The following is a 26,754-nucleotide window of genomic DNA, read 5'->3' on the forward strand; positions in this document are numbered from 1 at the left end:
CGCTGTGAACTATTTCGCCTCGGTAACGCTCTGGGGGCGCAGGCTGTTCCCGGCGCGGCCGCCACGGAAGGCATGGAACCAACTGAGCGGGTTCCAGCTCGAATCGCCGTCCAGGCTGAAAGTGATGAATTCGGCGCGACCGCCGATCGCTTCCCATGGCACCGGGCCGCCCAGGCCATTTTCCTCCAGCGGGGCGCGGCTGTCGGCGCTGTTGTCGCGATTGTCGCCCATCAGGAAGACATGGTCGGCGGGCACGCGGACCGGGCCATACCAGTCGAGCGCGCTCGGCCCCATGTCGATCGTGACATAGGTCTTGCCGTTGGGCAGCACTTCCTGCCGCACCGGCAGTTCGCACCAGCTCTTGCCCGCCTTGTCGGTCACCAGCGCGCCAGGGAACTGCATCGGCGGGCAGGGGGCATTGCCATCGACCGCTATGCGCAGGGGCTTGAGCACCTTCTGCGGCACCGGCACGCCGTTCAGGATCACCTGGCCGCCGCGGACCTCGACAATGTCGCCGGGCAGGCCGATGACGCGCTTGATATAATCCTCGCGCCGGTTCTGGGGCGAGACGATGACGATGTCGCCACGCTCGGGCAGGTGGCCCAGGATGCGCCCCTTCAGGAAGGGCAGCGGATGGAAGCTGGGGCTGACATAGGACCAGCCATAGGGGAATTTGCTGACCACCAGCCGGTCGCCCTTCAGCAGCACCGGCATCATCGATTCCGACGGGATGTAGAAGGGTTTGGCGACGAAGCTGTGGAAGGCCAGCACGGCGAGGATGAGCAGCACGATGCTCTTCACCTCATGCCACCAGTTCACCCCGCTGCTGCCGGCCCCGCTGTTGTCTGCCTCTTTGTCGTCGGCTGCCGTTTCGGGCGCGGCGGGGGGCAGGGGGTCGGTTTGGGTCATGTCGACTGCCGTCATGGAAGGGCTATGCTCGGATGGGGAGGGCGGCCCGCTCAAAGCGGCAGCGCCTCGATGATGACGAAGGCCTGTGCCCATGGATGATCGTCCGTGAGCGTCAGGTGAATGACCGGCTTGTAGCCCGCCGGCACCATCGATGCCAGCCGCTGTGCGGCACCGCCGGACAGCGCCAGCGTGGGCGCGCCGCTGGGCGCGTTGACGACGCCGATATCCTTCATGAAGACGCCGGCCTTGAAACCGGTGCCGACCGCCTTGGAAAAGGCCTCCTTGGCGGCGAAGCGCTTGGCCAGCGTGCCGGCTTTGGTAAACGGCCGGCGTTCCGCCTTGGCCTGTTCGACATCGGTGAAGACGCGCTGGACGAACCGGTCCCCGAAGCGGTCGAGCGAATTCTGGATCCGCTCGATATTGCAGAGATCGGAGCCGAGGCCGATGATCATGCGGCGGTCACCGGGCCAGGTCCATCTGGCGGCGCATTTCGCGGATGCTGGCTTCCAGCCCGCCGAAGATCGCCTCGCCGATCAGGAAATGGCCGATATTGAGTTCGGCGATCTGCGGGATGGCGGCGATCGGCGCGACATTGTCGAAGGTGAGGCCATGGCCGGCATGCGGCTCGATGCCGTTCTTGGCGGCGAGCGCGGCGGCGTCGGCAATGCGGCGCAGCTCGACCGCGCGGGCCTCGCCGGTCAGATGGGCATAGGCGCCGGTGTGAAATTCGACCACGGGCGCGCCAAGCTGGATCGCGGCCTCGATCTGGGCGGCGTCGGCCTCGATGAACAGGCTGACGCGGATGCCGGCATCGGTGAGCGCGGCGACGATCGGGCGCAGCACCTCGATCTGGCCGGCGGCGTCCAGGCCGCCCTCGGTCGTGCGCTCCTCGCGCTTTTCCGGCACGATGCAGGCGGCATGCGGCTTGTGCTTGAGGGCGATGCCCAGCATTTCCTGCGTCGCCGCCATTTCCAGGTTCAGCGGCACGTCGAGCGCCGCCATCAGCATCGCGATATCCTCGTCGCGGATATGGCGGCGATCCTCGCGCAGATGCGCGGTGATGCCGTTGGCGCCGGCCTTCACCGCCAGCAGCGCGGCCTTGACCGGATCGGGATGTTCGCCGCCCCGCGCGTTGCGGATCGTCGCCACATGGTCGATATTGACCCCCAGGCGCAGCGGAACGGCGGCCATCTTATTGCTTCCGGCTGCCGGGCTTGATCGCCGGCACCGCTTCCAGTTCGGGCGGCAGCTGATCGGCGTCATAGACCGGGAAATTGATGCTCACGAGCGGGTAGAAGGGGACGCCCAGGTCCACTTCGCCGGCCGAACGATCGACCAGCGCCACTTCGGCGACGACGATGCCGCCTTCGCGCTCGACCGCCTCGATCGCCTGGCGCGACGACAGGCCGGTGGTGACGACGTCTTCCACCATCAGCACTTTCTGCCCCGGCGATATGGCAAAGCCGCGGCGCAGTTCGAACACGCCCTCGGGCCGTTCGAGGAACACCGCATCCTTGTCGAGCGCGCGGCCGACTTCATGGCCGATGATCAGGCCGCCCATGGCGGGCGACACGACCAGGTCGATCTCCTGGCGCAGCTCGCGCGGCAGCTGCTGCACGGTGGCGCGGGCCAGCTTGCCGGCGCGTTCGGCATTCATCAGCACGCGGGCGCACTGCAGGTAATTGGCGCTGCGGCGGCCCGACGACAGGATGAAATGTCCTTCGAGCAGCGCACCTGCTGCCCGGAATTCTGCCAATACTTCTTCGTCGGTCATTCCGCCCTGTTCCACTATTCCGTTGCGGGAGGTCGCGCAAAAACGGCGCCCGGCCCGCCCATATCGCACGGGCATGACATGCCCATGATCGCGCACCTGTGCGCGAGGTGCGAGATAGGCGGGAGCGGGAGGCGTTGCAACAGCGAAGAAAATCTGGTCCACACTGACTTGAGGCAGAAAAATTCGTTGCCTATAAGCCGCCACATAGACCGAACGGGCGGGCACGACGCGAAAGTGGACGTTCCCGTTGCAGCGGCAACAAGGGGTTAGGGGTAGATGAGGCTATGAAAAAGGTGAGATCGCTCATTCTGGCCGGCTTGCTGGCAATGGCGCCGGCAACGGTGATGAGCCCGATGGCATTGGCGCAGGAGAATGCCGCCGCTGCCGCCCCCGCTGCTGACAACGCAGCTATATCGACCGAATCACCCGACAATGCGACGGCCCCTGCGGCCGAAGCCGCGCCCGCCGCCAAGGTCGCCGCGCCGCCGCGGATGAAGCCGACCGAAGGCATTGGCATGCCCAAGCCCGGCGAGATCACGCTGCAGGAGCAGTTCACCTCCACCGGCCACACCGCGCGCTGGCTGCACGACAAGATGCTGCTGCCGCTCATCACCATCATCTCGGTCTTCGTGCTGCTGCTGATGCTCTATGTGATGGTGCGCTATCGCCGCTCCGCCAACCCGGTGCCGTCCAAGACCTCCCACAACACCGTCATCGAAGTGGTGTGGACGCTGGTCCCGGTCCTCATCCTGCTGGTGATCGCGATTCCCTCGATCGGCCTGCTCGCCGACCAGTATAAGCCCGCGCCCAAGGATGCGCTGACCGTGAAGGTCACCGGCTATCAATGGTATTGGGGCTATGAATATCCCGACAACGGCATCCCCGAATTCGTGTCGAACTTGCTGCCCGAGGACAAGGCGAAGGAAAATGGTGAGCCCTATCTGCTCGCGCCCGACAATCGCCTGGTCCTGCCGGTCGGTCGTCCGGTCAAGCTGATCATCACCGGCGCCGACGTGATCCACAGTTTTGCCGTGCCTTCGCTCTGGGTGAAGATGGACGCCGTGCCCGGACGCCTGAACGAGAAGAGCTTCACCATCGAGAAGCCGGGCGTCTATTATGGCCAATGTTCGGAACTGTGCGGCGCGCGCCACGGCTTCATGCCGATCGCGATCGAGGCGCTGCCCCCGGCCCAGTTCGACCAGTGGGTCCAGTCGCAGGGCGGCACGCTGAAGGGCGCAGCGGCGGAGAAGACGGCTGAAGCCGCTGCCGCTACTGCCGAAAAGAAGATCTGAGGGGTAGGAACGTCATGACCACCATCACCGCCGACCATCATGGCGATCATCATGGCGACCATGCCCATGATCATCATGATGCCGACCACAAGCCGGCCTTCTTCCAGCGCTGGTTCATGTCCACCAACCACAAGGACATCGGCACCCTCTATCTGATCTTCGCGATCATGGCCGGCCTGATCGGCGGCGCCATTTCCGGCCTGATGCGCATGGAATTGCGCGAGCCGGGCATCCAGTTCCTGCACATCTGGGCGCAGTGGAGCGATGGTCCCGCCGCGACGCTGGACCAGGCCTATCACCTCTGGAACGTGCTGATCACCGCCCATGGCCTCATCATGGTCTTCTTCATGGTGATGCCCGCGATCATCGGCGGCTTTGGCAACTGGTTCGTGCCGATCATGATCGGCGCGCCGGACATGGCCTTCCCGCGGATGAATAATATCAGCTTCTGGCTGCTCATCCCCGCCTTCCTGCTGCTGCTCGGCTCCACCTTCGTGCCCGGCGGCACCGGCAATGGCGCGGGCACCGGCTGGACCGTCTATGCGCCGCTGTCGACCAGCGGTTCGGCCGGCCCGGCCGTCGACATGGCGATCCTGTCGCTGCACATCGCGGGCGCCAGTTCGATCCTGGGCGCGATCAACTTCATCACCACCATCCTCAACATGCGTGCGCCGGGCATGACCCTGCACAAGATGCCGCTGTTCGTCTGGTCGGTGCTGGTCACCGCCTTCCTGCTGCTGCTCGCGCTGCCGGTTCTGGCCGCGGCGATCACCATGCTGCTGACCGACCGCAATTTCGGCACCACCTTCTATGATGCGGCCGGTGGCGGCGATCCCGAACTCTACCAGCATCTTTTCTGGTTCTTCGGCCACCCCGAAGTCTATATCATGATCCTGCCGGGCTTCGGCATCGTCAGCCAGATCGTCTCGACCTTCAGCCGCAAGCCGGTGTTCGGCTATCTCGGCATGGCCTATGCCATGGTCGCGATCGGCGTGGTCGGCTTCGTCGTCTGGGCGCACCACATGTTCACCACCGGCATGTCGGTGAATGTGAAGATGTATTTCACCGCTGCCACCATGGTCATCGCGGTGCCGACCGGCATCAAGATCTTCTCGTGGATCGCGACCATCTGGGGCGGGTCGATCAGCTTCAAGACGCCGATGGTATGGGCGCTGGGCTTCATCTTCCTGTTCACCGTGGGCGGCGTGACCGGCGTGGTGCTGGCCAATGGCGGCGTCGACGACGTGCTGCACGACACCTATTATGTGGTCGCGCACTTCCACTATGTGCTCTCGCTGGGCGCGGTCTTCTCGCTGTTCGCGGGCTTCTATTACTGGTTCCCGAAAATGACGGGGCGCATGTATAATGAAGTGCTGGGCCAGCTCCATTTCTGGGTCTTCTTCATCGGCGTGAACCTGCTGTTCTTCCCGATGCACTTCCTGGGCCTGAGCGGCATGCCGCGCCGTTATCCCGACTATCCCGAAGCGTTCGCCTATTGGAACAAGATCGCGACCCACGGCTATGAGATCATGGCGGTCGGCGTGCTGATCTTCCTGATCAACGTCTTCTGGTCGCTGTTCGCCGGCAAAAAGGCTGAGGGCAATCCCTGGGGCGAGGGCGCGACGACGCTGGAATGGACGCTGACCAGCCCGCCGCCCTATCACCAGTTCGAGACCCTGCCGGTCATCGACTGATCGCCATGCGGGTGCCCGGCCTGGACCGGGCACTCCGTCCCCCTGCGGCGGGGCAGATGGGTAGGACCGTCTGTCCATTTGCCGGAATCGGTCAGGGCCTGTATGGGGCGCCGGCTGATCGAAGAGGAGTTTATGGCCAGTTCGCCGCTTTCGTCCGGGGCTAATGCCCCCGTCCTGCCCGCTCATTGGCGCGATTTCGTCGCGCTGACCAAGCCGCGCGTGATGACGCTTGTGGTGTTCACGGGCCTGTGCGGGCTGCTCGCCGCGCCCGGTCATATCCATCCGGTGCTGGGCTTTACCGCGATATTGTGCATCGCGCTGGGCGCCGGCGCTGCCGCCGCGCTCAACCAGTGGTGGGAAGCCGATATCGACGCCAAGATGAAGCGCACCGCCAGCCGGCCGCTGCCCGCCGGGCGGATGGAACGGCAGACGGCGCTGCATTTCGGCGTCGGCCTGTCCTTCTTCTCGGTGATCCTGATGGGGATGGCGACCAACTGGCTCGCCGCCGCCGTGCTGACCGTCTCGATCCTCTTCTATGTCTTCATCTACACCATCTGGCTGAAGCCCCGGACGGCGCAGAATATCGTCATCGGCGGCGCGGCCGGCGCCTTTCCGCCGGTGATCGGCTGGGCGGCGGTGACGGGCGACATCACCGCGCTGCCGATCGCGCTGTTCATGCTGATCTTCTTCTGGACGCCGCCCCATTTCTGGGCGCTCGCGCTGTTCGTGAAGACCGATTATGCCGCCGCCGGCATTCCGATGCTGCCGGTCGTTTCGGGCGAGGTCGTCACCCGGCGCCAGATCCTCTTCTACACCTTCATCATGGCGGTTGCCGCGCTGGCCCCGGTCGCGCTGCACCTGACCGGCGCGATCTATGGCACGGCGGCACTGGTCGGCACCGCGATCTTCGCGGCCATGGCCTTCCAGGTCTATCTGCGCCGCGAAACCGACCCCGCGCGCATGGCGCCGGAAAAGCGGCTGTTCAAATATTCGATCCTCTATCTCTTCCTGCTGTTCGGGGCAGTGGTCGTCGACCGCTGGCTGCTGGCATGAGTCCGGAAGATCAGGATCAGGTGCGCGCACGGCAAAAGTCCCGTGCGCTGGTGACCGGGCTGCTGCTCGGCTTCCTCGCCATCCTCTTCTTCGCCATCACTTTGGCGAAGATCGGCGCGAGCCATAATATCTGATGGCCTCGCTCCCGCCCTCGCCCTTTGACCGCGACCGCCGCAACCGGCGGACGCTGGTGGCGATGGCGGGCATCGGCCTGGCGATGCTTGCCCTCGGCTTCGCCTCGGTCCCGCTCTATCGCATCTTCTGCCAGACGACCGGCTTTGGCGGCACGACCCAGCGCGCGGCGGCCGATGTGAAGCTGACCCCGGTGGCCGGGCGGACCATGTCGATCCGCTTCGATTCCAATGTCCAGCCCGGCATGCCTTGGGAATTTCGCCCCGAACATCGCACCGACACGGTGACCGTCGGCGCCCGCGACATGGCGATTTTCATTGCGAAGAACCTGTCCGACAAGCCGGTGACCGGCACCGCCAGTTTCAACGTCACGCCGACCCAGGCCGGCGCCTATTTCACCAAGATCCAGTGCTTCTGCTTCACCCAGCAGACGCTGCAGCCCGGTGAAGAAGTGCGCATGCCGGTGATCTATTATGTCGATCCCAAGATATTGCAGGATCCCGACAACAAGGACACGCAGCAGATAACGCTCAGCTACACCTTCTATCCTGTTGAGCAGGGGAAGCAGCCAAGCTAAGCTGACGAGAATAACCGAAAAACAGGGAAGAGGTAGAAACCGTCATGGCAGGCGCCAAGAACCACGATTATCATATCCTTCCGCCCAGCATCTGGCCGCTGTTCGGCTCGATGTCGGCGCTGGTGATGGCGATGGGCGCGATCATGTGGATGCATCCCGACGCGATGCCCGCCGGCGGTGGCTGGATCTTCCTGATCGGTGTGGCCGGTGTCCTCTTCACCATGTTCAGCTGGTGGAGCAATGTGATCGCCGAGGCGCATGCCGGCGATCATACGCCGGTGGTCCAGCTGCATCTGCGCTATGGCATGATCCTGTTCATCGCGTCGGAAGTCATGTTCTTCGTCGGCTGGTTCTGGGCCTTTTTCGACTTCTCCCTCTTCCCCAGCGAACTGGCGCCGATCGAGGGCATGTTCCCCTCCAAGGGCATCGAGGTGATGAACGCGTTCGAGCTGCCCTTGCTCAACACGCTGATCCTGCTCTGCTCGGGCACCACCGTCACCTGGGCGCATCATGCGCTGATCCACGGCGATCGCGAAGGGCTGAAGAAGGGGCTGTGGTGTACGGTGATCCTGGGCGCGCTGTTCAGCTGCATCCAGGCCTATGAATATATGCACGCGCCGTTCCCGTTCGGCGGTTCGCCCTATAGCTCGGCCTTCTACATGGCGACCGGCTTCCATGGCTTCCACGTGCTGGTCGGCACCATCTTCCTGGTGGTGAACCTGATCCGCGCCTATAGGGGCGACTTCACCCCGCGCCAGCATTTCGGCTTTGAAGCGGCCGCCTGGTACTGGCATTTCGTCGACGTGGTGTGGCTGTTCCTGTTCGCCGCCATCTATGTCTGGGGCGGCTGGGGCGCGCCGATCCACGGCGGCTGATGGTTCAGGGATGACGGCGAAGGCGACAGGCATGGACCTGCTTGCGGCCTCCGCCCGCGGCCTTTGCCCCCGTTGCAGCGCACCGACCCTGTTCGAAGGGCCGGTGCGTTTTGCGTCGCGCTGCCGCCAGTGTGGGCTGGATTATGGCCAATATAATGTCGGCGACGGGCCGGCGGCTTTCCTGACGCTGATCATCGGCGCGGTCATGGTCGCGCTGGCGCTGACGCTGGAACTGACCGTCCATCCGCCGCTATGGTTGCACCTGCTGCTCTGGGCGCCGCTGACCGCCGGCGCCGTGGTCGGCAGCCTGCGCGTCGCCAAGGGCGCGCTGCTGACGGTCGAATATCGCAAAAATGCCCGCGAGGGACGGGTGGTGGAGAAGAAGGACGCATGAGCGGACGGCGCATCCCGATTGTTCCGACCGTGCTGGTCTGTGTCGCGATCGCCGCCATGATTGCGCTCGGCATCTGGCAGTTGCAGCGCCGGGGCGAGAAGGAAACCATGCTGGCGCTGGCCGCCAGCAATGTGTCGCGCCCGGCCGTCGCCTTCCCCAAAATGCCGCCGGTGCCCGATGAACTTCTGTTCCGCCCATCCTCGGTCCATTGCCTGCGCGTCGTCGGCTGGCAGGTCGAGGCCGGGCGCGCCGCCGATGGATCGACCGGCTATCGCCATATCGCCCAATGCACGACCGGCGCCGAAGGGCCGGGCGCGCTGGTCGCGGTCGGCGTCGGCCAGAAGCCGGATGACAAACCGGCCTGGACCGGCGGGCAGGTCGAAGGCTGGATTTCGCAGGAGCCCGATCATCGCTCGCTGATCGCGCGGGCAGGGGGCAGGACCATGCCGCTGCGGCCGATGCTGGTCGCGCGCGCCGCACCGCCGGGCCTGAAACCCATGGCACCGCCCAGCACCGCCGACGTGCCCAACAATCATCTCGCCTATGCGGTGCAATGGTTCATTTTTGCCGCGCTGGCGGCAATAATCTATCTGCTTGTCCTGCGCCGACGCAATGCGGAGCCGCCAAGGCCGTCGTAAAGGCTTGCCCCGGCGCGCGTGCGTCGCTACCGCGCTTTCCCATTATGCAATATGTCAGCACCAGGGGAAGCGCACCGGCGCTCGGTTTTGAAGATGTCACGCTGGCGGGCCTGGCGTCCGACGGCGGGCTTTATGTGCCCGAAAGCTGGCCGCAATTTTCCGCTGCCGACATTCGCGCCCTCGCTGGCCTTTCCTATGTCGAAACCGCCGTGCGGGTCATGGCGCCGTTCGTCGCCGGATCGCTGAGCGAAGAGGAACTGTGCGAGCTTTGCACCGCCGCCTATGGCCGGTTCAGCCATGACGCGGTGACGCCGCTGGTGCAGCTCGACAATCGCCACTGGATGCTGGAGCTGTTCCATGGTCCGACCCTGGCGTTCAAGGATGTCGCGCTCCAGCTGCTCGGCCAGCTGTTCGAGCGGTTCCTGTCGCGCCGCGACGACCATTCGACCATCGTCGGCGCCACATCGGGCGACACCGGTTCGGCCGCGATCGACGCGGTCGCCGGCCGCGAGAAGGTCGACATCTTCATGCTGCATCCCGAGGGCCGGGTGTCCGACGTGCAGCGCCGCCAGATGACCACGGTGCTCGCCCCCAACGTCTATAATATCGCGATCGACGGCAGCTTCGACGATGCGCAGGCGCTGGTGAAGCGCATGTTCAACGATGCGGACTTCAAGGCGCGCTTCAACCTGTCGGCAGTGAACAGCATCAACTGGGCGCGGCTGATGGCGCAGGTCGTCTATTATTTCTACGCCGCCGTGCGGTTGGGCGCGCCCGATCGCCCGATCGCCTTTTCCGTGCCGACCGGCAATTTCGGCGATGTCTTCGCCGGCTATGTCGCGTCGAAAATGGGCTTGCCGGTCGCCAGGCTGGTGGTCGCCACCAACGTCAACGACATATTGCATCGCGCCCTGTCGGAGGGCGACTATAGCCAGGGCCAGGTCGTGCCGACCGCGACGCCCAGCATGGACATTCAGGTCAGCTCCAATTTCGAGCGGCTGCTGTTCGATGCCGGCGGCCGTGACGGCATCGCGCTTGCCCAGCAGATGCAGGGTTTCGAGGCAAGCAAGGCGATGCGCCTTACCAATGCCCAGCGCGAAGGTGCGGCGAACCTGTTCACCTCCGCCCGGATCGATGCCGACGGCATGACCATGGCGATGCGCTGGGCGTTCGACGCTGCCGGGCAGGTGATCGATCCGCACAGCGCCATTGGCCTCGCCGCCGCGCGCGAGGCGGACATCGACCCGTCGATCCCGGTGGTGACGCTGGCGACCGCCCATGCCGCCAAGTTCCGCGATGCGGTGGAGCGGGCGACCGGCACGCGGCCACCGCTGCCTGCACGGGTCGGCGACCTGTTCGCGCGCGAGGAAAGCTATGCCAAGCTGCCCGGCACGTTCGAGGCGGTGACCGCCTATGTCGCGGAGCGGGCGACGCCGCGCGGCTGATCGCGGGTTGATCCCCTCTCGACAGGAGCGGCGCAAGAGACGATGAGGCCGGAATGGAACTCAAGACTCTCATCGGCGAACCCTGGTCCGACTATGGCCTGATCGACTCGGGCAACGGCCGCAAGCTCGAACGCTATGGCCGTTTCCGCTTCATCCGCCCCGAACCGCAGGCGATGTGGGCGCCGGCGACCGAAGACTGGCGCGCCGACGGCGAATTCATCCCCGGCTCGGACGAGGATGGCGGCGGCCGCTGGTATTATGACAAGCCGGTCCCGGCCGAAGGCTGGCCGCTGCACTGGAAGGAAGTGACCTTCCAGTCGAGCTGCACCCCCTTCCGCCATCTCGGTTTCTTCCCCGACATGGCGCCGGTGTGGGACTTCATGCGCGCCAGCACCGCCGACAAGCCCGAGGCTGAGGTCATGAACCTGTTCGGCTATACCGGTGTCGGCACGCTGGGCATGTCGGCGGCCGGCGCGCGCATGGTCCATGTCGATGCGTCGAAGAAATCGGTGGCGCAGGCGCGGGCGAACGCCGACCTGTCGGGCATGGGCGACAGGCCGATCCGCTGGATCGTCGAGGATGCGGCCAAGTTCGTCGCGCGCGAAGTGCGGCGCGGCCGCCGCTATGACGGCATATTGCTCGACCCGCCCAAATATGGCCGCGGCCCCGACGGCGAAGTGTGGCGGCTGGAGGAGGATCTGCCGGGCCTCATCGCCAATTGCCGCCAGTTGCTCGACGCCGACAGTCGCTTCCTCTTCCTCACCGTCTATGCGGTGCGCATGTCGGCGCTGGCGATCGGCGAATTGCTGCGCCAGGCCTTTGCCGACCTGCCCGGCGAGGTCGAGGCGGGCGAACTGACCGTGCGCGAGGAAGCCCGCGGCCTGCTGCTCCCCACCGCCATCTGGGCGCGCTGGAAGCGGTAAACATAAGGGCGACGGCTATAAGCCCTCTCCCGCCTGCGGGAGAGGGTTGGGTGAGGGCTTTTCTAAGACGACCCTCATGATAGACTCTGCCAATGCCCAGCATCGGCCCGACCAGTCCCAACGCTTCACGTCTGCGGCGCAACGCAACCGAATGTGAGCAACGGCTATGGGGCGTCCTGCGCAATCGCCAGCTTGAAGGCTTCAAGTTCCGGCGACAGGCGACGATCGGGCCATTCGTGGTCGATTTCCTCTGTGCCGAATATCGCTTCATCGTCGAGATCGATGGCGGGCAGCATGATGAACGGACGGATGCGTCGCGCACGGCGCAACTGCAATCGGCGGGCTATGTGATCCACCGGTTCTGGAATCATGATGTGGTCGAGAATTTCGACGGCGTGGTGGAGCGGATCAGGCTGGAGCTGCTTGCCGTTCGAGAGACGTAAGCAAGAAGACCCTCACCCAACCCTCTCCCGCCTGCGGGAGAGGGCTATTACGCGCGTCGCCCTATTTCCCGACCCTGATCTCGAACAGCTTGGGCCAGTTCTTGCCGGTGATGAAGACGCGGTCGCTCTTGGCGTCATAGGCGATGCCGTTGGCGACGGCTTCGCTGTCGGTGACGCCGGCCTGCTTGCGCAGCGGGGCGACGTCGATCCAGTCGATCACGCCGCCGCTGCGCGGGTCGATCCGGGCGATCTTCGTGTCATACCAGACATTGGCCCAGATCTCGCCCTTCACCCATTCCAGCTCGTTCAGCCGATCGACCGCGCGGCCGTTCCAGGTGACGGTGATGCGGCGCTGTTCGCTCAGCGTCTCGGGATCGAGGAAACGCAGTTGCGCGCTGCCGTCGCTCATGATGATCGATCGGCCATCCTGGGTCAGGCCCCAGCCTTCGCCTTCATAGCGGAAGGTGGAGAGCGGCGAGAAATCGTCCAGTTTCCAGACAAAGCCCTGGCGGTGGCGCCAGGTCAGGCTGACCAGCTTGCCGCCCCAGTTGACGATGCCTTCGCCGAAATAGGGCTGCTCGACGACACGGCGCTGCTCGACCTTGCCGGTCTTGAGCGCGACCTTGCGAATCTCCGACTGGCCTTCAAGGCCAGTGCTCTCATAAAGCGCGCCGTCGAGGTAGAAGAGACCCTCGGTGAAGGCTGCCGGATCATGCGGATAGGCCTTGACCAAGGTCCAGGGCGTTTCCGCCCGCGCCGGCATGGTCAGGGTGAGGGCGCACAGCACCGCCAATAATATCCGTTCGCTTCGAGCGAAGTCGAGAAGCCTGCGTGCAGCGGTTCTCGACAGGCTCGAACCGAACGGCTGTTGGCGCCAGGAACAAGGCCTCATTCGGCGGCCTGTGCGGCGATCGCGGTGGCGAGCCAGGCGGGCAGGGTGGCGGGGGCGATCGCCTCCACCCGTTGCAGTTCGATCGAGAGGCCAAGGTCGGGCAGGACGGCGCGCTGGCGCTTCTCGTCGGCCTGCTCCAGCGGCACCGCGACCAGCCGCCGGTTCACCTTGTTGCGATAATGCATGCGGGCCGTGTTTTCCTGACCGACATAGCAGCCCTTGTCATAATCGACGCCGTGCAGTTCCTCGGCATTGGTTTCCAGCCACAGCGTCTGGTCCTGCCCCAGTTCCGCCGCGCCTTCGAACACCCCAAGCGACAGCCGATGGGCGCGGAACGCGGCGGAGGCGTCGCCATCGCTCGCCGGCGCCAGCCAGCGCGCGCCCAATTCTGGCAGGCGCGGGTCGCGGGGCTTATCGGCCGCGTCGATCGCCCAATGCACCGCCAGCGTTTCGTCGCGCGCGATCACCACCTTGCGCCGCAGCCGGTATATGGTCAGCCGCTTGGCCAGCGCGTCGGCCTGCGCCGCCTCGCAGTCGATCAATATATCGCCGTCGTCGCCCCATAGGATGAAGTCGAACAGCGCCTTGCCCTGCGGCGTCAGCAGCGCGGTCCAGCGCGCTTCGCCGTCTTTCAGCGTCAGCACGTCGCGGGTCAGCAGCCCTTGCAGGAAGGGACGCGCCTCTTCGCCGGAAATGCGCAGCACCGCGCGGTCGGTAAGGGTGGTATCGGTCATCGGCTTTAGGTAGGACGGCGCCACGACTTCGCCAAGCGGTTCGCGCGAACAGCAGACAGGAATATCGCCATGACCCAGACCTTCGACATGATCCTCAAGAACGGCACTGTCCATACGCCGGGCGGCGCGGAGCAGGTGGATGTGGGCGTGCGCGGCGGCAAGATCGTCGCCATCGGCACCAGCCTGGGCGATGCGGGCGAAGTGGTCGACTGCACCGGCCTCGACGTGCTGCCGGGCTGCATCGACAGCCAGGTGCATTTCCGCGAGCCGGGGCTGGAATATAAGGAGGATCTGGAATCGGGCAGCCGCGCTGCGGTGCTGGGCGGCGTCACCGCCGTGTTCGAAATGCCCAACACCAATCCCAATACCGACACCGCCGAGCGGGTGCATGACAAGCTGAAGCGCGCCCATCACCGCATGTGGTGCGACCATGCCTTCTATGTCGGCGCGACGGCGGAAAATGCCGAGCAGCTGAAGGAACTGGAGCGCATTCCCGGCACCTCGGGCGTCAAGATCTTCATGGGCGCGTCGACCGGCAGCCTGCTGGTGGACGATGACAATGCGCTGGCCCGCGTGCTGGCGTCGGGCACCCGCCGCGTCGCCATCCATGCCGAGGACGAGACGCGCATGAACGCGCGCAAGGATTATCGGGTCGAGGGCGACCCATCCTCCCACCCCGTCTGGCGCGACGATGAAAGCGCGATGATCGCGACGAAGCGGATCATCGCGCTCGCCCGCAAGGCGCGTCGCCGCATCCACATCCTGCACGTCACCACCCCGGCGGAGCTGGAATATATCGGCCAGAACAAGGATGTCGCGACCTGCGAAGTCACGCCGCAGCATCTGACCCTGGCCGGCGAGGACGCCTATCCGCGGCTGGGCACCTATGCCCAGATGAACCCGCCGATCCGCAGCGCCGCGCATCGCGACGGCCTGTGGTTCTGGCTCAACCAGGGGGTGCCCGATGTGCTGGGCAGCGACCATGCGCCGCACACGATCGAGGAAAAGGCGAAGGTCTATCCCGCCTCGCCCAGCGGCATGCCGGGCGTGCAGACCTTGGTGCCGCTGCTGCTCAACCATGTCGCCGAAGGGCGGCTGACGCTGCGCCGCTTCATCGAACTGACGTCTTCGGGGCCGCAGCGCGTGTTCGGCCTGACCTGCAAGGGCCGCATCGCGCTCGGCTATGATGCCGACTTCACCGTGGTCGACCTCAAGAAGAAATGGACCGTCGGCAAGGACTGGCTCGCCTCGCGCTGCGACTGGTCGCCGTTCGACGGCATGGACCTGACCGGCAAGGCGATCGGCACCATCATCCGCGGCAACCGCGTGATGTGGGAAGACAGCCTCGCCAATCAGGCGGTCGGCGAGCCGGTCCGGTTCGAGGCCACCGAATTCAACTGATCAGATTACGCCGTCGCCAGCCGGTTGCGGCGGGCGGCGGCATAGCTGTCGCTGGCGAAGAGGATGAGGCCCAGCCAGATCAGGCCGAAGCTCAGCATCTGACCCTGGCTCAGCGTCTCGCCCAGCAGCACCACGCCGCACAGAAATTGCAGCGTCGGCGCCAGATATTGCAGCAGTCCCAGCGTCGCCAGCGGCAGGCGCTGGGCGGCGGTGGCGAACAGCACCAGCGGCACGGTGGTGACGCCGCCGGCCAGGATCAGCAGGCCGGTGGTCGGCATGTCCTGGCCAAAGCTGATGCCGCCATGGCCCGACAGCCAGACAAGATAGCCGATCGCCGGCGCGACCAGCAGCAGCGTCTCGACGCCCAGGCCGGTCATCGGCGCAATCGGGGTGAGCTTGCGGATCAGGCCATAAAGGGCGAAGCTGATCGCCAGCGCCAGGCTGATCCACAGGGTGGTGAGCGCGGCCGCGGCGAGGATGGCGACGCCGATCGCGGCGATCGCGATCGCCAGCATCTGTCCGCGCCGCAGCCTTTCCTTGAGTATGACGACGCCCAGGCCCACGCTGACCAGCGGGTTGAGGAAATAGCCCAGGCTGCAGGCGACGACATGGCCGTCATTGACCGCCCAGACATAGACCAGCCAGTTGATCGCGATCATCACCGCCGATGCCATCAGCGGCAGGACCAGCCGGGGCGTGCGCAATGCCGCGACGAAGGCCGCCAGCCCCTTGCGCGCGGCCAGCAGCACCAGGATCAGGATGACCGACCAGATCACCCGCTGGGTCACGATCTCGATCGGGTCGACATGATGCAGCAGGCGGAAGAAGAGCGGCAGCATCCCCCAGATGCTGTAAGTGCCGATCGCGGCGATGACGCCCTTGCGGGCTTCGCTTTCCGCTATGGTCACAGGATTCCGCCGCCCAGGAACAGGCGCAGCGCGCCGAAGGCGGCGACGATCAGGCAGAAATTCTGCCCGCCCTTTTTCGACGACATCAGGCCGATGAAGGCGCCGAACAGCGCCATCGGCACCAGCAGCCAGTTGAGCGCGCCGAGCAGCGGAAACACCGCCGGGATCATCAGGACAAGGGTGACAAGACCGATCAGGGCTGACAGAAGGTTGAGCATAGTCCGACTGATGGCGGCTTTGCTGTCCCGGAACAAGACAAGCGACCATGCCACCCGGCAGAAACTGGCCCTGCGATGGGGTAGGGGCGTCTATGCACCCTGAATGCGAACGGAAAGTCCCGCTATCCGTTCTATGTGCCGGGTTATGAAGGAGCGAGGCGGATGGCGATTTCCCGACAAGTTGGTGTGATGACGTTGCTGCTGGCGCTCGCGGCCTGTGGCAAGGGCGGCAAGGACGGCAATCTTGCCGCGCTGGACGACCAGTTGACCAACAATGCCGCGGACCCGGCGGTCAGGGGCGCGCTGGCCGATGATATCGTCGTCGATCCTAATCTGGTCGGCCAGTCGAACCGCAATGCCGTGCGCAGCGCCGATCGTGCCGCCAATGGCGCCCTGCCGGTGCTGGGCGGCGACGCCGGCAAGGCGCAGGCGGAAGCGGCCAAGCTGGTCGGCGGCAAGCTGCTCTCCGCGCCCGCACCGGTCAGCGGGCCGATCAAGAACAGTCCGATGACGCTGGGCGGGCTGGCCCGCGAACAGGCGCAACTGGGCGGTGGCGGCAATGCCGGCTGTGCCAAGAAGCTGGTCTATGGCATGCAATGGGCCAGCCGCATGCCCGATCCCTTCACCCTCTATCCCGGCGCGCAACTGACCGAGGCGGCGGGTGCGGAGAAGGATGGCTGCACCCTGCGCGCGGCGAGCTTCGTGACGGCGGTGCCCAAGCAGGGCGTGATCGATTATTATTATACCCAGGCCCGCCGCGCCGGCTTCGATGCGGAACATCGCATCGTCGAGGGCGACAATGTGCTGGGCGGCACGCGCAAGGCCGATGGCAGCGCCTATTTCATCGTCTTCACCAATGCGCCGGGCGGCAAGACGGGCGTCGACATCATCGCCGACCACGGTCGATAAAAGGGGGCCATAAGGGCAAGGGGACATCGCCCCCCTTTGCTGAACTGGAGCGCTTTGTTTCCAAAACGGAAACGATCTGTCGTCCTTTTGCCGGCTACAAGCCCGACCCGTGCATCGCTACATCCCCTGCAACAACAGGTGGGATCAAAGCGATGCAACACTCCGTCTTCAACCGGGCCGATACGGCCAATGACAATGTCGGCGAACCCTTTGACGCGCAGGAGCGCCAAGTGCTCTGGCTGGCCGATAGCGATCCGGCCAGTTCCGTGCCTTCGGTCCGCGCGCCGCTCGGCCGGTTGCGCAGCTTCCTGCGCGGCCCGGAGCCGACCTACACCCTGGCCAATCCGCGGCTGGAAACGCTGCGCCAGAGCGCGATCATCCTGCGCACTGGCCGGTCGCTGACCGGCGAGGAGCTGGAGGCGTTCGATGCGGCGGGTTTCTCGCGCGAGCAGCTCGACCTGCTGCGCGTGCTCTACATGACCGGGGATGCCCGGCGGGCGGTGGTCCGTGCGGCCTGATCCTTCAGGCGGCGCGTTGCGCCAGCAGCCGATGCAGGCGCTGGAGATGCTGCGCGCATTCCATCTGGCGCATCCGCGTGTCCTCACGCGGATGGCGCTGTTCTTCCTGATCCTGTTCGTGGAAATCGCCTTGTTCAGCGGCATCAACGGCATGGTCGATGATCTGCTGGTGTCCTTCGTGGCGACGGTGGCGGCGTCGCTGCTGTTCCTGCCGATGATGGTCAGCGGCCAGGCGCGGTGATCGCGGATGCCGCGCCCGGCTGGCGCCAGCCGGGCGGAGCGTGTAGCACCGGTCCGACGCGGCAGGAGAGCGGACGGGACGGCGCCATGGATCTGGATGATTTGCGCAGCTTTGCCCAAGTCGTGCGCCATGGCGGCTTCAGCGCGGCGGAGCGTGCCACCGGCGAACGCAAGGCGAAGCTCAGTCGCCGGGTTGCGCGGCTGGAACAGGTGCTGGGCGTCCGCCTGATCGAGCGATCGACCCGCAATCTGCGCGTGACCGATGTCGGCCGCGAAATTTATCGCCAGTGCGAGACGATCGCCGAGGGGATCGACGCCACCCAGGCGATTGCCGCGCGCGCGCGGTCACAGATCAGCGGCAATCTGCGCATCGCCTGCCCGCCGGGGCTGGCCCGCTATCTGCGCACCGATGTCTTCGCCCGGTTCCTGCTGCTCTATCCCGACGTGCATCTGGAAATGCATATCAGCAGCCAGCGGATCGACCTGATCCAGGAGCGGTTCGATGCCGCCTTTCGCGTGGATATCGACACCGTGCATGATCAGGCGTTGACGATGCATCAGCTGGGGCGGCTGGACCGCATCCTGGTGGCCGCGCCGGCGGTGGCGGCGCAGGTCGCGGCAACGACCATCGCCAGCCTTGCCGGCCTGCCGACGCTGAGCGTGGGCGAGCATGTCGAACATGATGAATGGCTGTTGATGAACGGGCAGGGGCGACAGCATGTCGTCGCCCATCATCCCCGCTTCTGCAGCAATGATTCAGCGACGGTGCGCGATGCGGCGGTGGCCGGACTGGGCGTGGCGCTGCTGTCGTCAGCAGCCTGTTCGGTCGAGCTGCAACAGGGGCGGCTGGTGCATGTCCTGCCCGACTGGCGGACCAGCGAGGGCATCGTCCATGTCCTCTTCACCGCGCGCACCGGCATGTCGCCGACCCTGCGCGCGTTCATCGACTATGTCGCGGAAAGCTTTCCGTCGCTGACGGGCGGCCCGCTGGCCTGAACGGCCTTTAGCGCAAGCCGGCTTCCTTGGTCAGGCTGTACAGCCCGCCGACGATCAGCCCGAGCGCCAGCATGTGCGCCGAAAATTCGAAAACAATATCAACCATCATCGATCCCCACCGATTGGAAGCGATCCTTGTGCGACCATGCGCCTAACAAGCCGTTAATGCTGATGGGAAAGAGGGGCGTGCTTGACGCTGTTCTGCGCCGACCATAGCATTCCGTCCCACGCAGGCATGGTGTTGGGAGACATGTGTCCATGGAGGATATCGCCCAGGAACGTGGCCCCGGCTATCGTTACTCGCGGCGTGCCACCCTGCCGCTGATCCGGCAATTGTCGGTCGTTCCCAACTGGCGCAACGCGCTGCTGCTGGCGCTGCAATGGGCGGTGATGATCGCCGCCTGCACGATCGCGATCAGGATGGATCGATGGCCGGCCTATCTGATCGCCGGCATCGTCATCGGCACGCGTATCCAGGTTCTGGCGGTGATGATGCATGAGGCCTGTCACGGGATGCTGTTCAGCAACCGGCGCGTCAACGACCTGATCGGCGACCTGTTCGTCGCCTATCCGCTGGCGCTGAGCATCGATCTCTACCGTGTCGCCCATATGGTGCATCATCGCCATACCAACACGATGCGCGACTATGATTATCGGGTGCAGCGCAAGGATGCCGACCAGCATTTCCCGAAAAGCGGACGCGCCATGGTCGTGCTGCTGCTGCGTAGCCTGTCTGGCCTCAACTATTATCGGGCGGCGCGGGCGGCGCGAATCTGGTCGCCCTTGTCCAATTTTCACAATCCGATGCGCTTCGGCTTCGATTTCCGGCTGGCGCTGCGCGTCCGCTACATCGTCTGGGCGGTGCTGGTCTATGGCGCGATCCTGTGGTCGCCCTGGCGCTGGCAGATATTGGGGCTGTTCATGATTCCCCAGTTCATCTGGGCCAATGTGTTCAACCGGTTGCGGGCGATGGCGGAGCATAATGGCGTCACGGACGAGACGGAAATACGCGGCACGCGCACCGTCATCCCGACCCTGATCGACCGGATACTGATCGGGCCGCTCAATGTCAGCTATCATCTGGAACATCATCTGTTCCCGTCGGTGCCCTGGCATAATCTGCGCCGGTTGCACCGGCATCTGATGGCGTCCGATCCGCGCTATGCGCGCGATGCGCATGTCACGCAGGGCTATTGGGGGGTGATCCGCGAACTGATGCCACCGCCCGCGGTCAGTGGTCCCGATCGGCAGCAGGTTCCGGTCGAGGCGAATCCGTAACCCGAAGGGGCGCACGGATCAGGGAATGACCAGTTCCATCCCTGCCTTCACCCGGTTGAGCGCCAGATAGCTGTGATAGCTGGCCACCGATTCATTTTCCGCGAACAGGCGGCGGGTGATCGCTTCGTAACTGCGCATGTCGGGCGCGACGATCAGCATGATGAAGCTGCGGCCGCCGGTGACATAATAGCATTGCTGCACTTCGGGCGCGTCGCGGAACAATTGCTTGGCCTTGTCGACGCGCGCCGCCTTTTCATCAACCAGATTGACCTCGACGATCGATGTGACGCCCAGGCCCACCTGATCGGGATCGACGATCGCGACATTGCGCACAATCACGCCGCTGCGCTCCATCGCGGCGATGCGGCGCTGCACGGCGGCGGTCGACAGGTTGACCGCCTCGGCAATCGCGCGCTGCGGCATGCGGGTGTCGCGCTGGATCAGGCGCAGAATCGCCCGGTCGAAATGGTCGATCTTGGTGGATTGGCTCATGAAATGAGTAATTGTTGCATTTGACCGGCCAATCAAGAGCGCCTTTCTCATGTTGATGATGATATTTCCCGTCACCTGAATTTTCGACAGGCGGAATGCGAGCATGAACCAGTCACGAGCATCCGGCGCGATCCTGGCCGGCATCTTTTGCGGTATGGGAGCAGGGGCGCTCTGGGGCCTCGTCTTCCTGGCGCCCGAGATCGTGCCGGGCTTCAGCCCGCTCGAACAGGCGATCGGCCGTTATCTGGCCTATGGGCTGATGTCCGTGCTGCTGGTTGCGCCGCGCTGGCGGGCGATCCGGCCGCTGCTGACGCCGCGCATATTGTGGGCGCTGGCCTGGCTCGCGCTGGCCGGCAACCTCTTTTATTATGTGCTGCTGGTGAGCGCGGTGCAGATGGGGGGCATCGCCATGACCTCGCTGGTGGTCGGCTTCCTGCCGGTGGCGGTGACCATCGTCGGCAGCCGGCAGGCGGGCGCGGTGCGGCTGCGGCATCTGGCGCCGTCGCTGCTGCTCTGTGTCGCGGGCGCGCTGTGCATCGGCTGGCAGGCGATCGTCATGCCGGGCGGGGGCGCGGTGGCGACGCGGGTCATCGGCTTTGCCTGCGCGGTCGGGGCGCTGATTTCCTGGACCGCCTTTGCGATCGGCAATGCCCATTGGCTGCGGCGGATGGACGGGATTACGTCGCAGGACTGGAATTTCCTGATCGGCCTCGCGACTGGCGCGCAGGCGCTGCTGTTCCTGCCGCTGGTGCCGTGGCTGGGCAGCGGCACGCATGATGCAGCCGACTGGACCCGCTTTGCGGCTGTCGTGATCGCTGTCGCTCTGTTCGCCTCGATCGTCGGCAATGCGCTGTGGAATCGCATGACCCGGCTGCTGCCGCTGACCATGGTGGGGCAGATGATCCTGTTCGAAACCGGCTTTGCCCTGCTCTATGGCTTCCTGTGGGAAGCGCGGCTGCCGACGCCCTTGGAGGGCACGGCATTCGTGCTGGTGATCCTCTCGGTGCTGAGTTGCATCGCCGCCCATCGCCGTCCCGTCCCGGCGGAGGCCAGCATCGCCGCCTGAATGCGTCCTTTCCCCTTTGGCGGAATCGCGATAGGGCGACAATCATGACCAATATCTTCCTTGTTATGGGCGGCGGCGCGGTTGGCGCGGCGCTGCGCTATCTGCTGGGGCGGTTCGCCGGGCAGATGGCGCCCGGTGCGGCCTGGCCCTGGGGCACTTTTGCCGCCAATCTGATCGGCGGTTTCGCCATGGGGCTGCTCGCCGGATGGCTGGCGCGTGGCAGCACGGCGTCGGGCGAACCGATGCGGCTGCTGCTCGGCGTCGGCGTGCTGGGCGGCTTCACCACCTTTTCCTCCTTCAGCCTGGAGACGATGCTGATGATCGAGCGCGGCCAGATCGGCCTGGCGCTTGGCTATACGCTCTTCTCGCTGGTCGGCGCGGTGGCCGCGCTGGCGCTGGGTCTTACGGTTATGCGGAGTGTTGCGGCATGAAGGGGCGTCCTCCCGGCAAATCCGGTGGTCCGGCACGGGGCGGCAAGCCCGGCGGTAGCAGTGCGAAACCCGGCAGCCGCAGCGGCGCACCCGGTCGCGCTCGTGGCGGCGCCAAGGCGGCAAGCGCGCGCAAGCAGGATGGCGACCGGCCGTTCAAGCCCGGTATCAAGTCAGGGGCCAAGCCCCGCACAAAGGCCCCCGTCGCCAAGGCAGCGGCACCGGCCCCGGCGGTCGCGGCCAAGCCCAATCCGGCCAAGGGCGTCAGCCTGGACGTGCGGCAATATCGGGTGCAGGCCGATGACGATGGCATCCGCCTCGACCGCTGGTTCCAGCGGCATTTGCCCGATGTCGGCTTCAACATCGTGTCGCGCTGGTCGCGCACGGGCCAGCTGCGCGTCGATGGCGCGCGGGCTGCACCCGGCGACCGCATCGCCGAAGGCCAGATGATCCGCGTGCCGCCGGCCGAGCCCAAGGTGGCGGCGGCCGACAAGCCCAAGCGCGTCCGCGTCATCGACCTGACCGAGGACGAGATCGCCTATGTCCAGGACATGGTGATCCACCGCGACAAGCAGGCGATCGTCATCAACAAGCCGCCCGGCCTCGCCACCCAGGGCGGGACCAAGACCGACGAGCATGTCGACCGGCTGCTCGACGGGCTGATCTTCGACGCGGAATCCCGGCCCAAGCTGGTCCATCGCCTCGACAAGGACACGTCGGGCGCGCTGCTGCTCGCCCGCTCCAGCCGCTCGGCCGCGCATTTCGCCAAGGCCTTTTCCAGCCGCACCGCGCGCAAGGTCTATTGGGCGATCGTCATCGGCGTTCCCAGCATCGACGATGGCATGATCGAACTGCCGATCACCAAGCAGCCGGGCACCGGTGGCGAGAAGATGCATGTGGACGAGGAAGAGGGCCTGCCCGCCCGCACCCGCTATCGCGTGATCGAGCGCGCCGGCAATCGCGCCGCCTGGGTCGAGTTGCAGCCCTATACCGGCCGCACCCACCAGTTGCGCGTCCATATGGCGGCGATCGGCCACCCGCTGGTCGGCGACGGCAAATATGGCGGCAAGGACAGTTTCCTGTCCGGATCGATCAGCCGCAAGATGCACCTCCATGCCCGTCGCATCCGCGTCGACCATCCCGATGGCGGCCGCATCGACATGAAGGCGGAACTGCCCGAGCATTTCCTCAACAGCCTGGTCGCACTCGGCTTCGACCTGTCGCTCGGCGATATGCCGCTGGATGACGAGATCGACCGGACGCCGACCCGCGAGGACGAGAAGAAGGCGGCCCGCGCCCATGCCAAGCAGATCCGCAAGGGCAGGCGCGGCGAGCGGCGCGGTCGCGGCGAGAAATAAGGGGCGGGGGCATGAGCAACCGCCTTGCCGTCTTCGATTGCGACGGCACGCTGGTCGATAGCCAGCACAGCATCTGCACCGCGATGGCCCATGCCTTCGAGGGCGAGAAACTGGCACCGCCCGACCGGCTGGCGATCCTGTCGATCGTCGGCCTGTCGCTGCCCCATGCGATGGCCCGGCTGCTGCCCGATGCAGAGCCGGACTATCACCAGTTGCTGACCGATCGCTACAAGGCGGCCTTCCACGCCCTGCGCAGCGCCAATGCCGTGTCCGAACCGCTCTATCCCGGCATGGCCGACCTGGTGCGGGCACTGGACGGCGATGGCTGGCTGCTGGGTGTCGCCACCGGCAAGTCCGATCGCGGCCTCAACCTGTGTCTTGCCCATCATGATCTGGCCCATCATTTCGTGACTCTGCAGACCGCCGATCGCCACCCGTCCAAGCCGCACCCTTCGATGCTGCTGCAGGCGATGGCGGAGGCGGGCGCGGTGCCCGAAACCACGGTGATGATCGGCGATACCCATTTCGACATCGACATGGGGCTGGCCGCTGGCACCCGCGCGATCGGCGTCGGCTGGGGCTATCATGCGCCGGCCGAACTGGTGCAGGCCGGCGCCCATGCGGTGGCGATGGACAGCGACGAATTGCGCCGCCATATCGACGCGCCATGAACGACATGCCCCCCATCCCGCCGGTCGACCCGGAGAAGATTGCGCGCCAGCGCCATTTCGCGCTTGGCCTGTTCCGCCTGTCGGGTGCCTTCCTCGTCATGTTCGGTTTCCTGGCGATCATGCAGCGCTTTTCCTGGGTACAGGGCGACAAGGCCAAGGCGTTCGGCCTGATCATGGTCGCCGCCGGCCTGTTCCAGTTCATCATCGTGCCGCGCCTGATGCTGGCCCTGTTCAAGCGGAGCCGCCCGTGAAGCGTTTCTACAAGGATGTGACGGTCGAGCCGGTCGATGCCGGTTTCGCGATCCGGCTGGATGGCCGCCCGGTGCGCACGCCCGCCCGCGCTGAACTGGCGCTGCCCAATGCGGTGCTGGCAGAGGCGGTGGCGCAGGAATGGCGCGATCAGGGCGAGACGGTCGATCCGGCGACGATGGCCTTTACCGGCCTTGCCAATGCGGCGATCGATCATATCGCCGGCAACCGCGCCAAGTTCGCGGCCGACATTGCCGAATATGGCGGCACCGACATGCTCTGCTATCGGGCCGAGGGGCCGGAGGCGTTCGTCGCGCGTCAGGCGGCGGCCTGGGATCCGCTGCTCGACTGGGCGCGCGCCCGCTACGACGTTGCCTTCGTCACCACCCAGGGCATCATCCATGTCGCCCAGCCCGACGCGACGCTGGAACGGCTGGCGGCGGCGGTGGACGGACTGGATCCCTTCACCCTGGCCGGCTTGTCGCGGCTGGTGACCTTGAGCGGCTCGCTGGTCTGCGGCCTGGCGGTGCTGGAAGAGGCGTTCGACGCAGATTCCGTATGGGAAGCGGCCGAGATCGACGAGCGCTGGCAGGCCGAACAATGGGGCGAGGATGCCGAAGCGCTGGCCCGTTCGGCGCGCCGTGCGGGCGAGTTTGCCGTGGGTCGAGCCTTTTGCGGGATGGCACGAGCCTAGGGGGCTGGGAACGGGACCGCTCGTTCGTTCATTCTTGTGTTGGCGGATGCCCTGACTGCATCCGCCACATTGGATCAACGACCAGGGAGACCCTGACCTTGCAGTCCCGCCTTTTGGTTCCTGCCTTTCTTGCCCTTTCCACCCTCGCCGCACCGGCCCTGGCACAGGATGCCCCGGCAGCCACCGCTGCCCCCGCCGCCGGCCAGATGACCCCCGAACAGATCAACGCCTTTAACCAGGCGGTGACCGATTTCACCGCCGGCCAGACCGCGCTGCAGGCGGGCGACAATGCCACCGCCGCGACCAAATATGAGGCGGCAATGCCCGCCATCCGCACCGCGGTGGAGGTCGATCCCGCCAAGATCGACAATGTCAATTTCCTCGCCAACGCGCTTTATGCCGATGCCGCTGCCCAGGGCGCGCTCGGCAAGATGGACAAGGTGATCGCGCTTTATGGCGAATCCCTGCCGCACTGGCGCAAGGTGGTGGAGGCCAAGCCCGCCGATGCCACCAGCCGCAACATCCTGGCCGGTATCCTGATCCAGCTGGGCAACCAGAAGCTGGGCGCGCAGGACAAGGCCGGCTCCGCGCCGCTCTATCAGGAAGCGCTGGGCCTGGCCCGCAAGTCGGCGGCGGCCAATGCGGCCGATCCGGTGACGAAGAATATCCTGCTGTCGGCGCTGATCGGCGCCAGCCAGGCGACCGACGATGCCGCGCTCAAGACCGAAGCGGCGACGATGAGCAAGGCGATGCTGGCCGACGGTTCGGTCGATGCGTCGAACAAGCCTGCCGCCCAGGCGCTGAGCGGCGTCAAGGCCGGCTGAGCATGAAGAGGCCTCGCCCGGTGTCCGGGCGGGGCCTTTGCCGGTCAGGCTTCGACCATGCCGGTAATCTTGTTGGCATAGACCATGCGGCCCGGCCCGAGCATGCCCAATACCTGCGGCACCATGTGGCGGGCGAGCGCGAAACAGCCCTCGCTGCGGCCGCACTTGCCCCACGCGGCGACATGGTCCTCGCTGACATAGTCGGCGCCATGGATGACGATGGCGCGCATTTCGGCATTGTTGTTCTGCGGATCGAGCCCCGCCAGCCGCATCGACCGGCCATGCTGGCCATCATAGACGGTCAGCGTCTTGTAGGCGCCCGACGAACTGGCGAGCGAATTGGGCTCGTTGGAAAAACTCTGCAGCCAGCCCGAATGGCCCGGATCGGACCCGCGACCGTGCGACACCAGATAGCTGTTGGCCTGGCCACCGATCAGGTCGACGATATGGAAGCGAAATTCCTTCGACGGCGCGTTGAAGTCGGCGATCGCGATGCGGTCGCGCAGGGTGAAGTCGCGCGCATGCTGGTCGAGCGCGGCCTTGGCCTCTTCCAGCAGCAGCGCATAGGGCTTGCGCGAAAAAATCGGTGCGGCCGATGGAGTCGCGGGAACCGGAGGACGGTTCGCGGGTTCAGGCGCTACCGGCAGTGCGGCCTTGCCAACACTATCGGTCAAAAACGAGAAGGCGAGTCCGCTTAAAGCGAACTTCGTGAATTTGCGGCGATCCATG

At 65.6% G+C, this 26,754-nt stretch carries 34 protein-coding genes; 24 read left to right on the forward strand and 10 right to left on the reverse strand.

Going from position 1 to position 26,754, the window contains the following annotated elements; all coding sequences use genetic code 11:
• Positions 1-9: 9 nt before the first annotated feature.
• From lepB to pyrE, 4 genes are read right to left on the reverse strand one after another with little or no spacing between them, the layout of a single operon-like run.
• Complete coding sequence (gene lepB / locus BRX37_RS01705) at positions 10-924, reverse strand: signal peptidase I (protein ID WP_125985283.1); 915 nt, start codon at positions 922-924, stop codon at positions 10-12.
• A 35-nt stretch (positions 925-959) separates the two neighbouring features.
• Positions 960-1,361, reverse strand: a complete 402-nt coding sequence (gene acpS, locus BRX37_RS01710) for a holo-ACP synthase (protein WP_010339613.1) — start codon at positions 1,359-1,361, stop codon at positions 960-962.
• Positions 1,362-1,368: 7 nt separating this feature from the next.
• Entirely contained in the window at positions 1,369-2,100 is a 732-nt protein-coding gene (locus BRX37_RS01715; RefSeq protein ID WP_017500080.1) for a pyridoxine 5'-phosphate synthase, read from the reverse strand.
• 1 nt (position 2,101) lies between these two features.
• Positions 2,102-2,683, reverse strand: a complete 582-nt coding sequence (gene pyrE, locus BRX37_RS01720; RefSeq protein ID WP_004208611.1) for an orotate phosphoribosyltransferase — start codon at positions 2,681-2,683, stop codon at positions 2,102-2,104.
• A 284-nt stretch (positions 2,684-2,967) separates the two neighbouring features.
• On the opposite strand from pyrE, the gene coxB reads away from it, so the two are divergent.
• The 11 genes from coxB to BRX37_RS01770 all read left to right on the forward strand — a co-directional run bounded on the left by coxB (position 2,968) and on the right by BRX37_RS01770 (position 12,149).
• Positions 2,968-3,975 carry a cytochrome c oxidase subunit II gene (gene coxB, locus BRX37_RS01725; protein ID WP_125985284.1) on the forward strand — a complete coding sequence of 336 codons (1,008 nt, stop codon included), beginning with the start codon at positions 2,968-2,970 and terminating at the stop codon, positions 3,973-3,975.
• A 14-nt stretch (positions 3,976-3,989) separates the two neighbouring features.
• On the forward strand, positions 3,990-5,669 hold the full coding sequence (gene ctaD / locus BRX37_RS01730) for a cytochrome c oxidase subunit I (RefSeq protein WP_125985285.1): 1,680 nt from the start codon (positions 3,990-3,992) through the stop codon (positions 5,667-5,669).
• A 132-nt stretch (positions 5,670-5,801) separates the two neighbouring features.
• A complete protein-coding gene (locus BRX37_RS01735; RefSeq protein WP_026108937.1) occupies positions 5,802-6,722 on the forward strand; it encodes a heme o synthase in 921 nt (306 codons plus the stop codon).
• Positions 6,719-6,856: a hypothetical protein gene (locus tag BRX37_RS26570; protein ID WP_010339616.1), complete on the forward strand. Its 138-nt coding sequence runs from the start codon at positions 6,719-6,721 to the stop codon at positions 6,854-6,856. Before BRX37_RS01735 ends, BRX37_RS26570 begins: the two co-directional genes overlap by 4 nt.
• Positions 6,856-7,431 (forward strand): cytochrome c oxidase assembly protein, encoded by a 576-nt coding sequence (locus BRX37_RS01740; protein WP_004208606.1) that lies wholly within the window; start codon positions 6,856-6,858, stop codon positions 7,429-7,431. The genes BRX37_RS26570 and BRX37_RS01740 overlap by 1 nt, the downstream gene beginning before the upstream one ends.
• A gap of 44 nt (positions 7,432-7,475) precedes the next feature.
• A complete protein-coding gene (locus tag BRX37_RS01745; protein WP_125985286.1) occupies positions 7,476-8,306 on the forward strand; it encodes a cytochrome c oxidase subunit 3 in 831 nt (276 codons plus the stop codon).
• 10 nt (positions 8,307-8,316) lie between these two features.
• On the forward strand, positions 8,317-8,700 hold the full coding sequence (locus BRX37_RS01750; RefSeq protein ID WP_010339618.1) for a DUF983 domain-containing protein: 384 nt from the start codon (positions 8,317-8,319) through the stop codon (positions 8,698-8,700).
• A complete protein-coding gene (locus tag BRX37_RS01755) occupies positions 8,697-9,338 on the forward strand; it encodes an SURF1 family protein (protein WP_125985287.1) in 642 nt (213 codons plus the stop codon). Before BRX37_RS01750 ends, BRX37_RS01755 begins: the two co-directional genes overlap by 4 nt.
• A 44-nt stretch (positions 9,339-9,382) precedes the next feature.
• Positions 9,383-10,783: a threonine synthase gene (gene thrC, locus BRX37_RS01760; RefSeq protein ID WP_125985288.1), complete on the forward strand. Its 1,401-nt coding sequence runs from the start codon at positions 9,383-9,385 to the stop codon at positions 10,781-10,783.
• Between the two features lie 53 nt (positions 10,784-10,836).
• Complete coding sequence (locus BRX37_RS01765; protein ID WP_017500086.1) at positions 10,837-11,706, forward strand: RsmD family RNA methyltransferase; 870 nt, start codon at positions 10,837-10,839, stop codon at positions 11,704-11,706.
• Positions 11,707-11,798: 92 nt separating this feature from the next.
• Complete coding sequence (locus BRX37_RS01770) at positions 11,799-12,149, forward strand: endonuclease domain-containing protein (RefSeq protein ID WP_125985289.1); 351 nt, start codon at positions 11,799-11,801, stop codon at positions 12,147-12,149.
• Between the two features lie 61 nt (positions 12,150-12,210).
• On the opposite strand, the gene BRX37_RS01775 is transcribed toward BRX37_RS01770, so the two are convergent.
• Together BRX37_RS01775 and ygfZ are read right to left on the reverse strand one after the other, a co-directional pair.
• Positions 12,211-12,912 (reverse strand): glutaminyl-peptide cyclotransferase, encoded by a 702-nt coding sequence (locus tag BRX37_RS01775; protein ID WP_125985415.1) that lies wholly within the window; start codon positions 12,910-12,912, stop codon positions 12,211-12,213.
• 125 nt (positions 12,913-13,037) lie between these two features.
• The gene (gene ygfZ / locus BRX37_RS01780; protein WP_125985290.1) at positions 13,038-13,775 is read right to left on the reverse strand and encodes a CAF17-like 4Fe-4S cluster assembly/insertion protein YgfZ; all 738 of its coding nucleotides are present in this window, start codon (positions 13,773-13,775) and stop codon (positions 13,038-13,040) included.
• A 69-nt stretch (positions 13,776-13,844) separates the two neighbouring features.
• Here ygfZ and BRX37_RS01785 point away from each other — a divergent pair, with 69 nt between their 5' ends.
• On the forward strand, positions 13,845-15,176 hold the full coding sequence (locus BRX37_RS01785; protein WP_125985291.1) for a dihydroorotase: 1,332 nt from the start codon (positions 13,845-13,847) through the stop codon (positions 15,174-15,176).
• Positions 15,177-15,181: 5 nt separating this feature from the next.
• Here BRX37_RS01785 and rarD read toward each other — a convergent pair whose 3' ends face one another.
• Positions 15,182-16,084, reverse strand: a complete 903-nt coding sequence (gene rarD, locus BRX37_RS01790; protein ID WP_125985292.1) for an EamA family transporter RarD — start codon at positions 16,082-16,084, stop codon at positions 15,182-15,184.
• On the reverse strand, positions 16,081-16,302 hold the full coding sequence (locus tag BRX37_RS01795) for a hypothetical protein (protein ID WP_004208594.1): 222 nt from the start codon (positions 16,300-16,302) through the stop codon (positions 16,081-16,083). The genes rarD and BRX37_RS01795 overlap by 4 nt, the downstream gene beginning before the upstream one ends.
• A 162-nt stretch (positions 16,303-16,464) precedes the next feature.
• On the opposite strand from BRX37_RS01795, the gene BRX37_RS01800 reads away from it, so the two are divergent.
• From BRX37_RS01800 to BRX37_RS01820, 5 genes are all read left to right on the forward strand, one after another.
• Positions 16,465-17,211, forward strand: a complete 747-nt coding sequence (locus BRX37_RS01800) for a hypothetical protein (protein WP_206434094.1) — start codon at positions 16,465-16,467, stop codon at positions 17,209-17,211.
• Positions 17,212-17,363: 152 nt separating this feature from the next.
• Positions 17,364-17,729, forward strand: a complete 366-nt coding sequence (locus BRX37_RS01805) for a hypothetical protein (protein WP_010339630.1) — start codon at positions 17,364-17,366, stop codon at positions 17,727-17,729.
• On the forward strand, positions 17,719-17,970 hold the full coding sequence (locus BRX37_RS01810; RefSeq protein ID WP_318276558.1) for a hypothetical protein: 252 nt from the start codon (positions 17,719-17,721) through the stop codon (positions 17,968-17,970). Before BRX37_RS01805 ends, BRX37_RS01810 begins: the two co-directional genes overlap by 11 nt.
• 86 nt (positions 17,971-18,056) lie before the next feature.
• The gene (locus tag BRX37_RS01815; RefSeq protein ID WP_125985293.1) at positions 18,057-18,965 is read left to right on the forward strand and encodes a LysR substrate-binding domain-containing protein; all 909 of its coding nucleotides are present in this window, start codon (positions 18,057-18,059) and stop codon (positions 18,963-18,965) included.
• A gap of 258 nt (positions 18,966-19,223) precedes the next feature.
• Complete coding sequence (locus BRX37_RS01820) at positions 19,224-20,243, forward strand: fatty acid desaturase family protein (protein ID WP_037508371.1); 1,020 nt, start codon at positions 19,224-19,226, stop codon at positions 20,241-20,243.
• Positions 20,244-20,261: 18 nt separating this feature from the next.
• Here the strand turns inward: BRX37_RS01820 and BRX37_RS01825 are convergent, their stop codons facing one another.
• Positions 20,262-20,840 (reverse strand): Lrp/AsnC family transcriptional regulator, encoded by a 579-nt coding sequence (locus tag BRX37_RS01825; RefSeq protein ID WP_125985294.1) that lies wholly within the window; start codon positions 20,838-20,840, stop codon positions 20,262-20,264.
• Between BRX37_RS01825 and BRX37_RS01830 the strand changes: the two genes are divergently transcribed.
• From BRX37_RS01830 to BRX37_RS01860, 7 genes are all read left to right on the forward strand, one after another.
• On the forward strand, positions 20,839-21,801 hold the full coding sequence (locus BRX37_RS01830) for a DMT family transporter (protein WP_125985295.1): 963 nt from the start codon (positions 20,839-20,841) through the stop codon (positions 21,799-21,801). The genes BRX37_RS01825 and BRX37_RS01830 overlap by 2 nt on opposite strands.
• A gap of 44 nt (positions 21,802-21,845) precedes the next feature.
• Positions 21,846-22,232: a fluoride efflux transporter CrcB gene (gene crcB / locus BRX37_RS01835; protein ID WP_125985296.1), complete on the forward strand. Its 387-nt coding sequence runs from the start codon at positions 21,846-21,848 to the stop codon at positions 22,230-22,232.
• Entirely contained in the window at positions 22,229-23,587 is a 1,359-nt protein-coding gene (locus BRX37_RS01840; RefSeq protein ID WP_125985297.1) for an RluA family pseudouridine synthase, read from the forward strand. Before crcB ends, BRX37_RS01840 begins: the two co-directional genes overlap by 4 nt.
• 11 nt (positions 23,588-23,598) lie before the next feature.
• On the forward strand, positions 23,599-24,258 hold the full coding sequence (locus BRX37_RS01845; protein ID WP_017500101.1) for an HAD-IA family hydrolase: 660 nt from the start codon (positions 23,599-23,601) through the stop codon (positions 24,256-24,258).
• The gene (locus BRX37_RS01850) at positions 24,255-24,509 is read left to right on the forward strand and encodes a hypothetical protein (protein ID WP_125985298.1); all 255 of its coding nucleotides are present in this window, start codon (positions 24,255-24,257) and stop codon (positions 24,507-24,509) included. Before BRX37_RS01845 ends, BRX37_RS01850 begins: the two co-directional genes overlap by 4 nt.
• Positions 24,506-25,201, forward strand: a complete 696-nt coding sequence (locus BRX37_RS01855) for an ATP12 family chaperone protein (protein ID WP_125985299.1) — start codon at positions 24,506-24,508, stop codon at positions 25,199-25,201. The genes BRX37_RS01850 and BRX37_RS01855 overlap by 4 nt, the downstream gene beginning before the upstream one ends.
• A gap of 98 nt (positions 25,202-25,299) precedes the next feature.
• Entirely contained in the window at positions 25,300-26,025 is a 726-nt protein-coding gene (locus BRX37_RS01860) for a tetratricopeptide repeat protein (RefSeq protein WP_125985300.1), read from the forward strand.
• A 44-nt stretch (positions 26,026-26,069) separates the two neighbouring features.
• On the opposite strand, the gene BRX37_RS01865 is transcribed toward BRX37_RS01860, so the two are convergent.
• The gene (locus tag BRX37_RS01865) at positions 26,070-26,753 is read right to left on the reverse strand and encodes a murein L,D-transpeptidase catalytic domain family protein (RefSeq protein WP_010339641.1); all 684 of its coding nucleotides are present in this window, start codon (positions 26,751-26,753) and stop codon (positions 26,070-26,072) included.
• Position 26,754 lies beyond the last annotated feature (1 nt).

It is taken from the genome of Sphingomonas sp. S-NIH.Pt3_0716 (assembly GCF_003950715.1).
GTDB classification, from domain to species: Bacteria; Pseudomonadota; Alphaproteobacteria; order Sphingomonadales; family Sphingomonadaceae; genus Sphingobium; species Sphingobium yanoikuyae_A.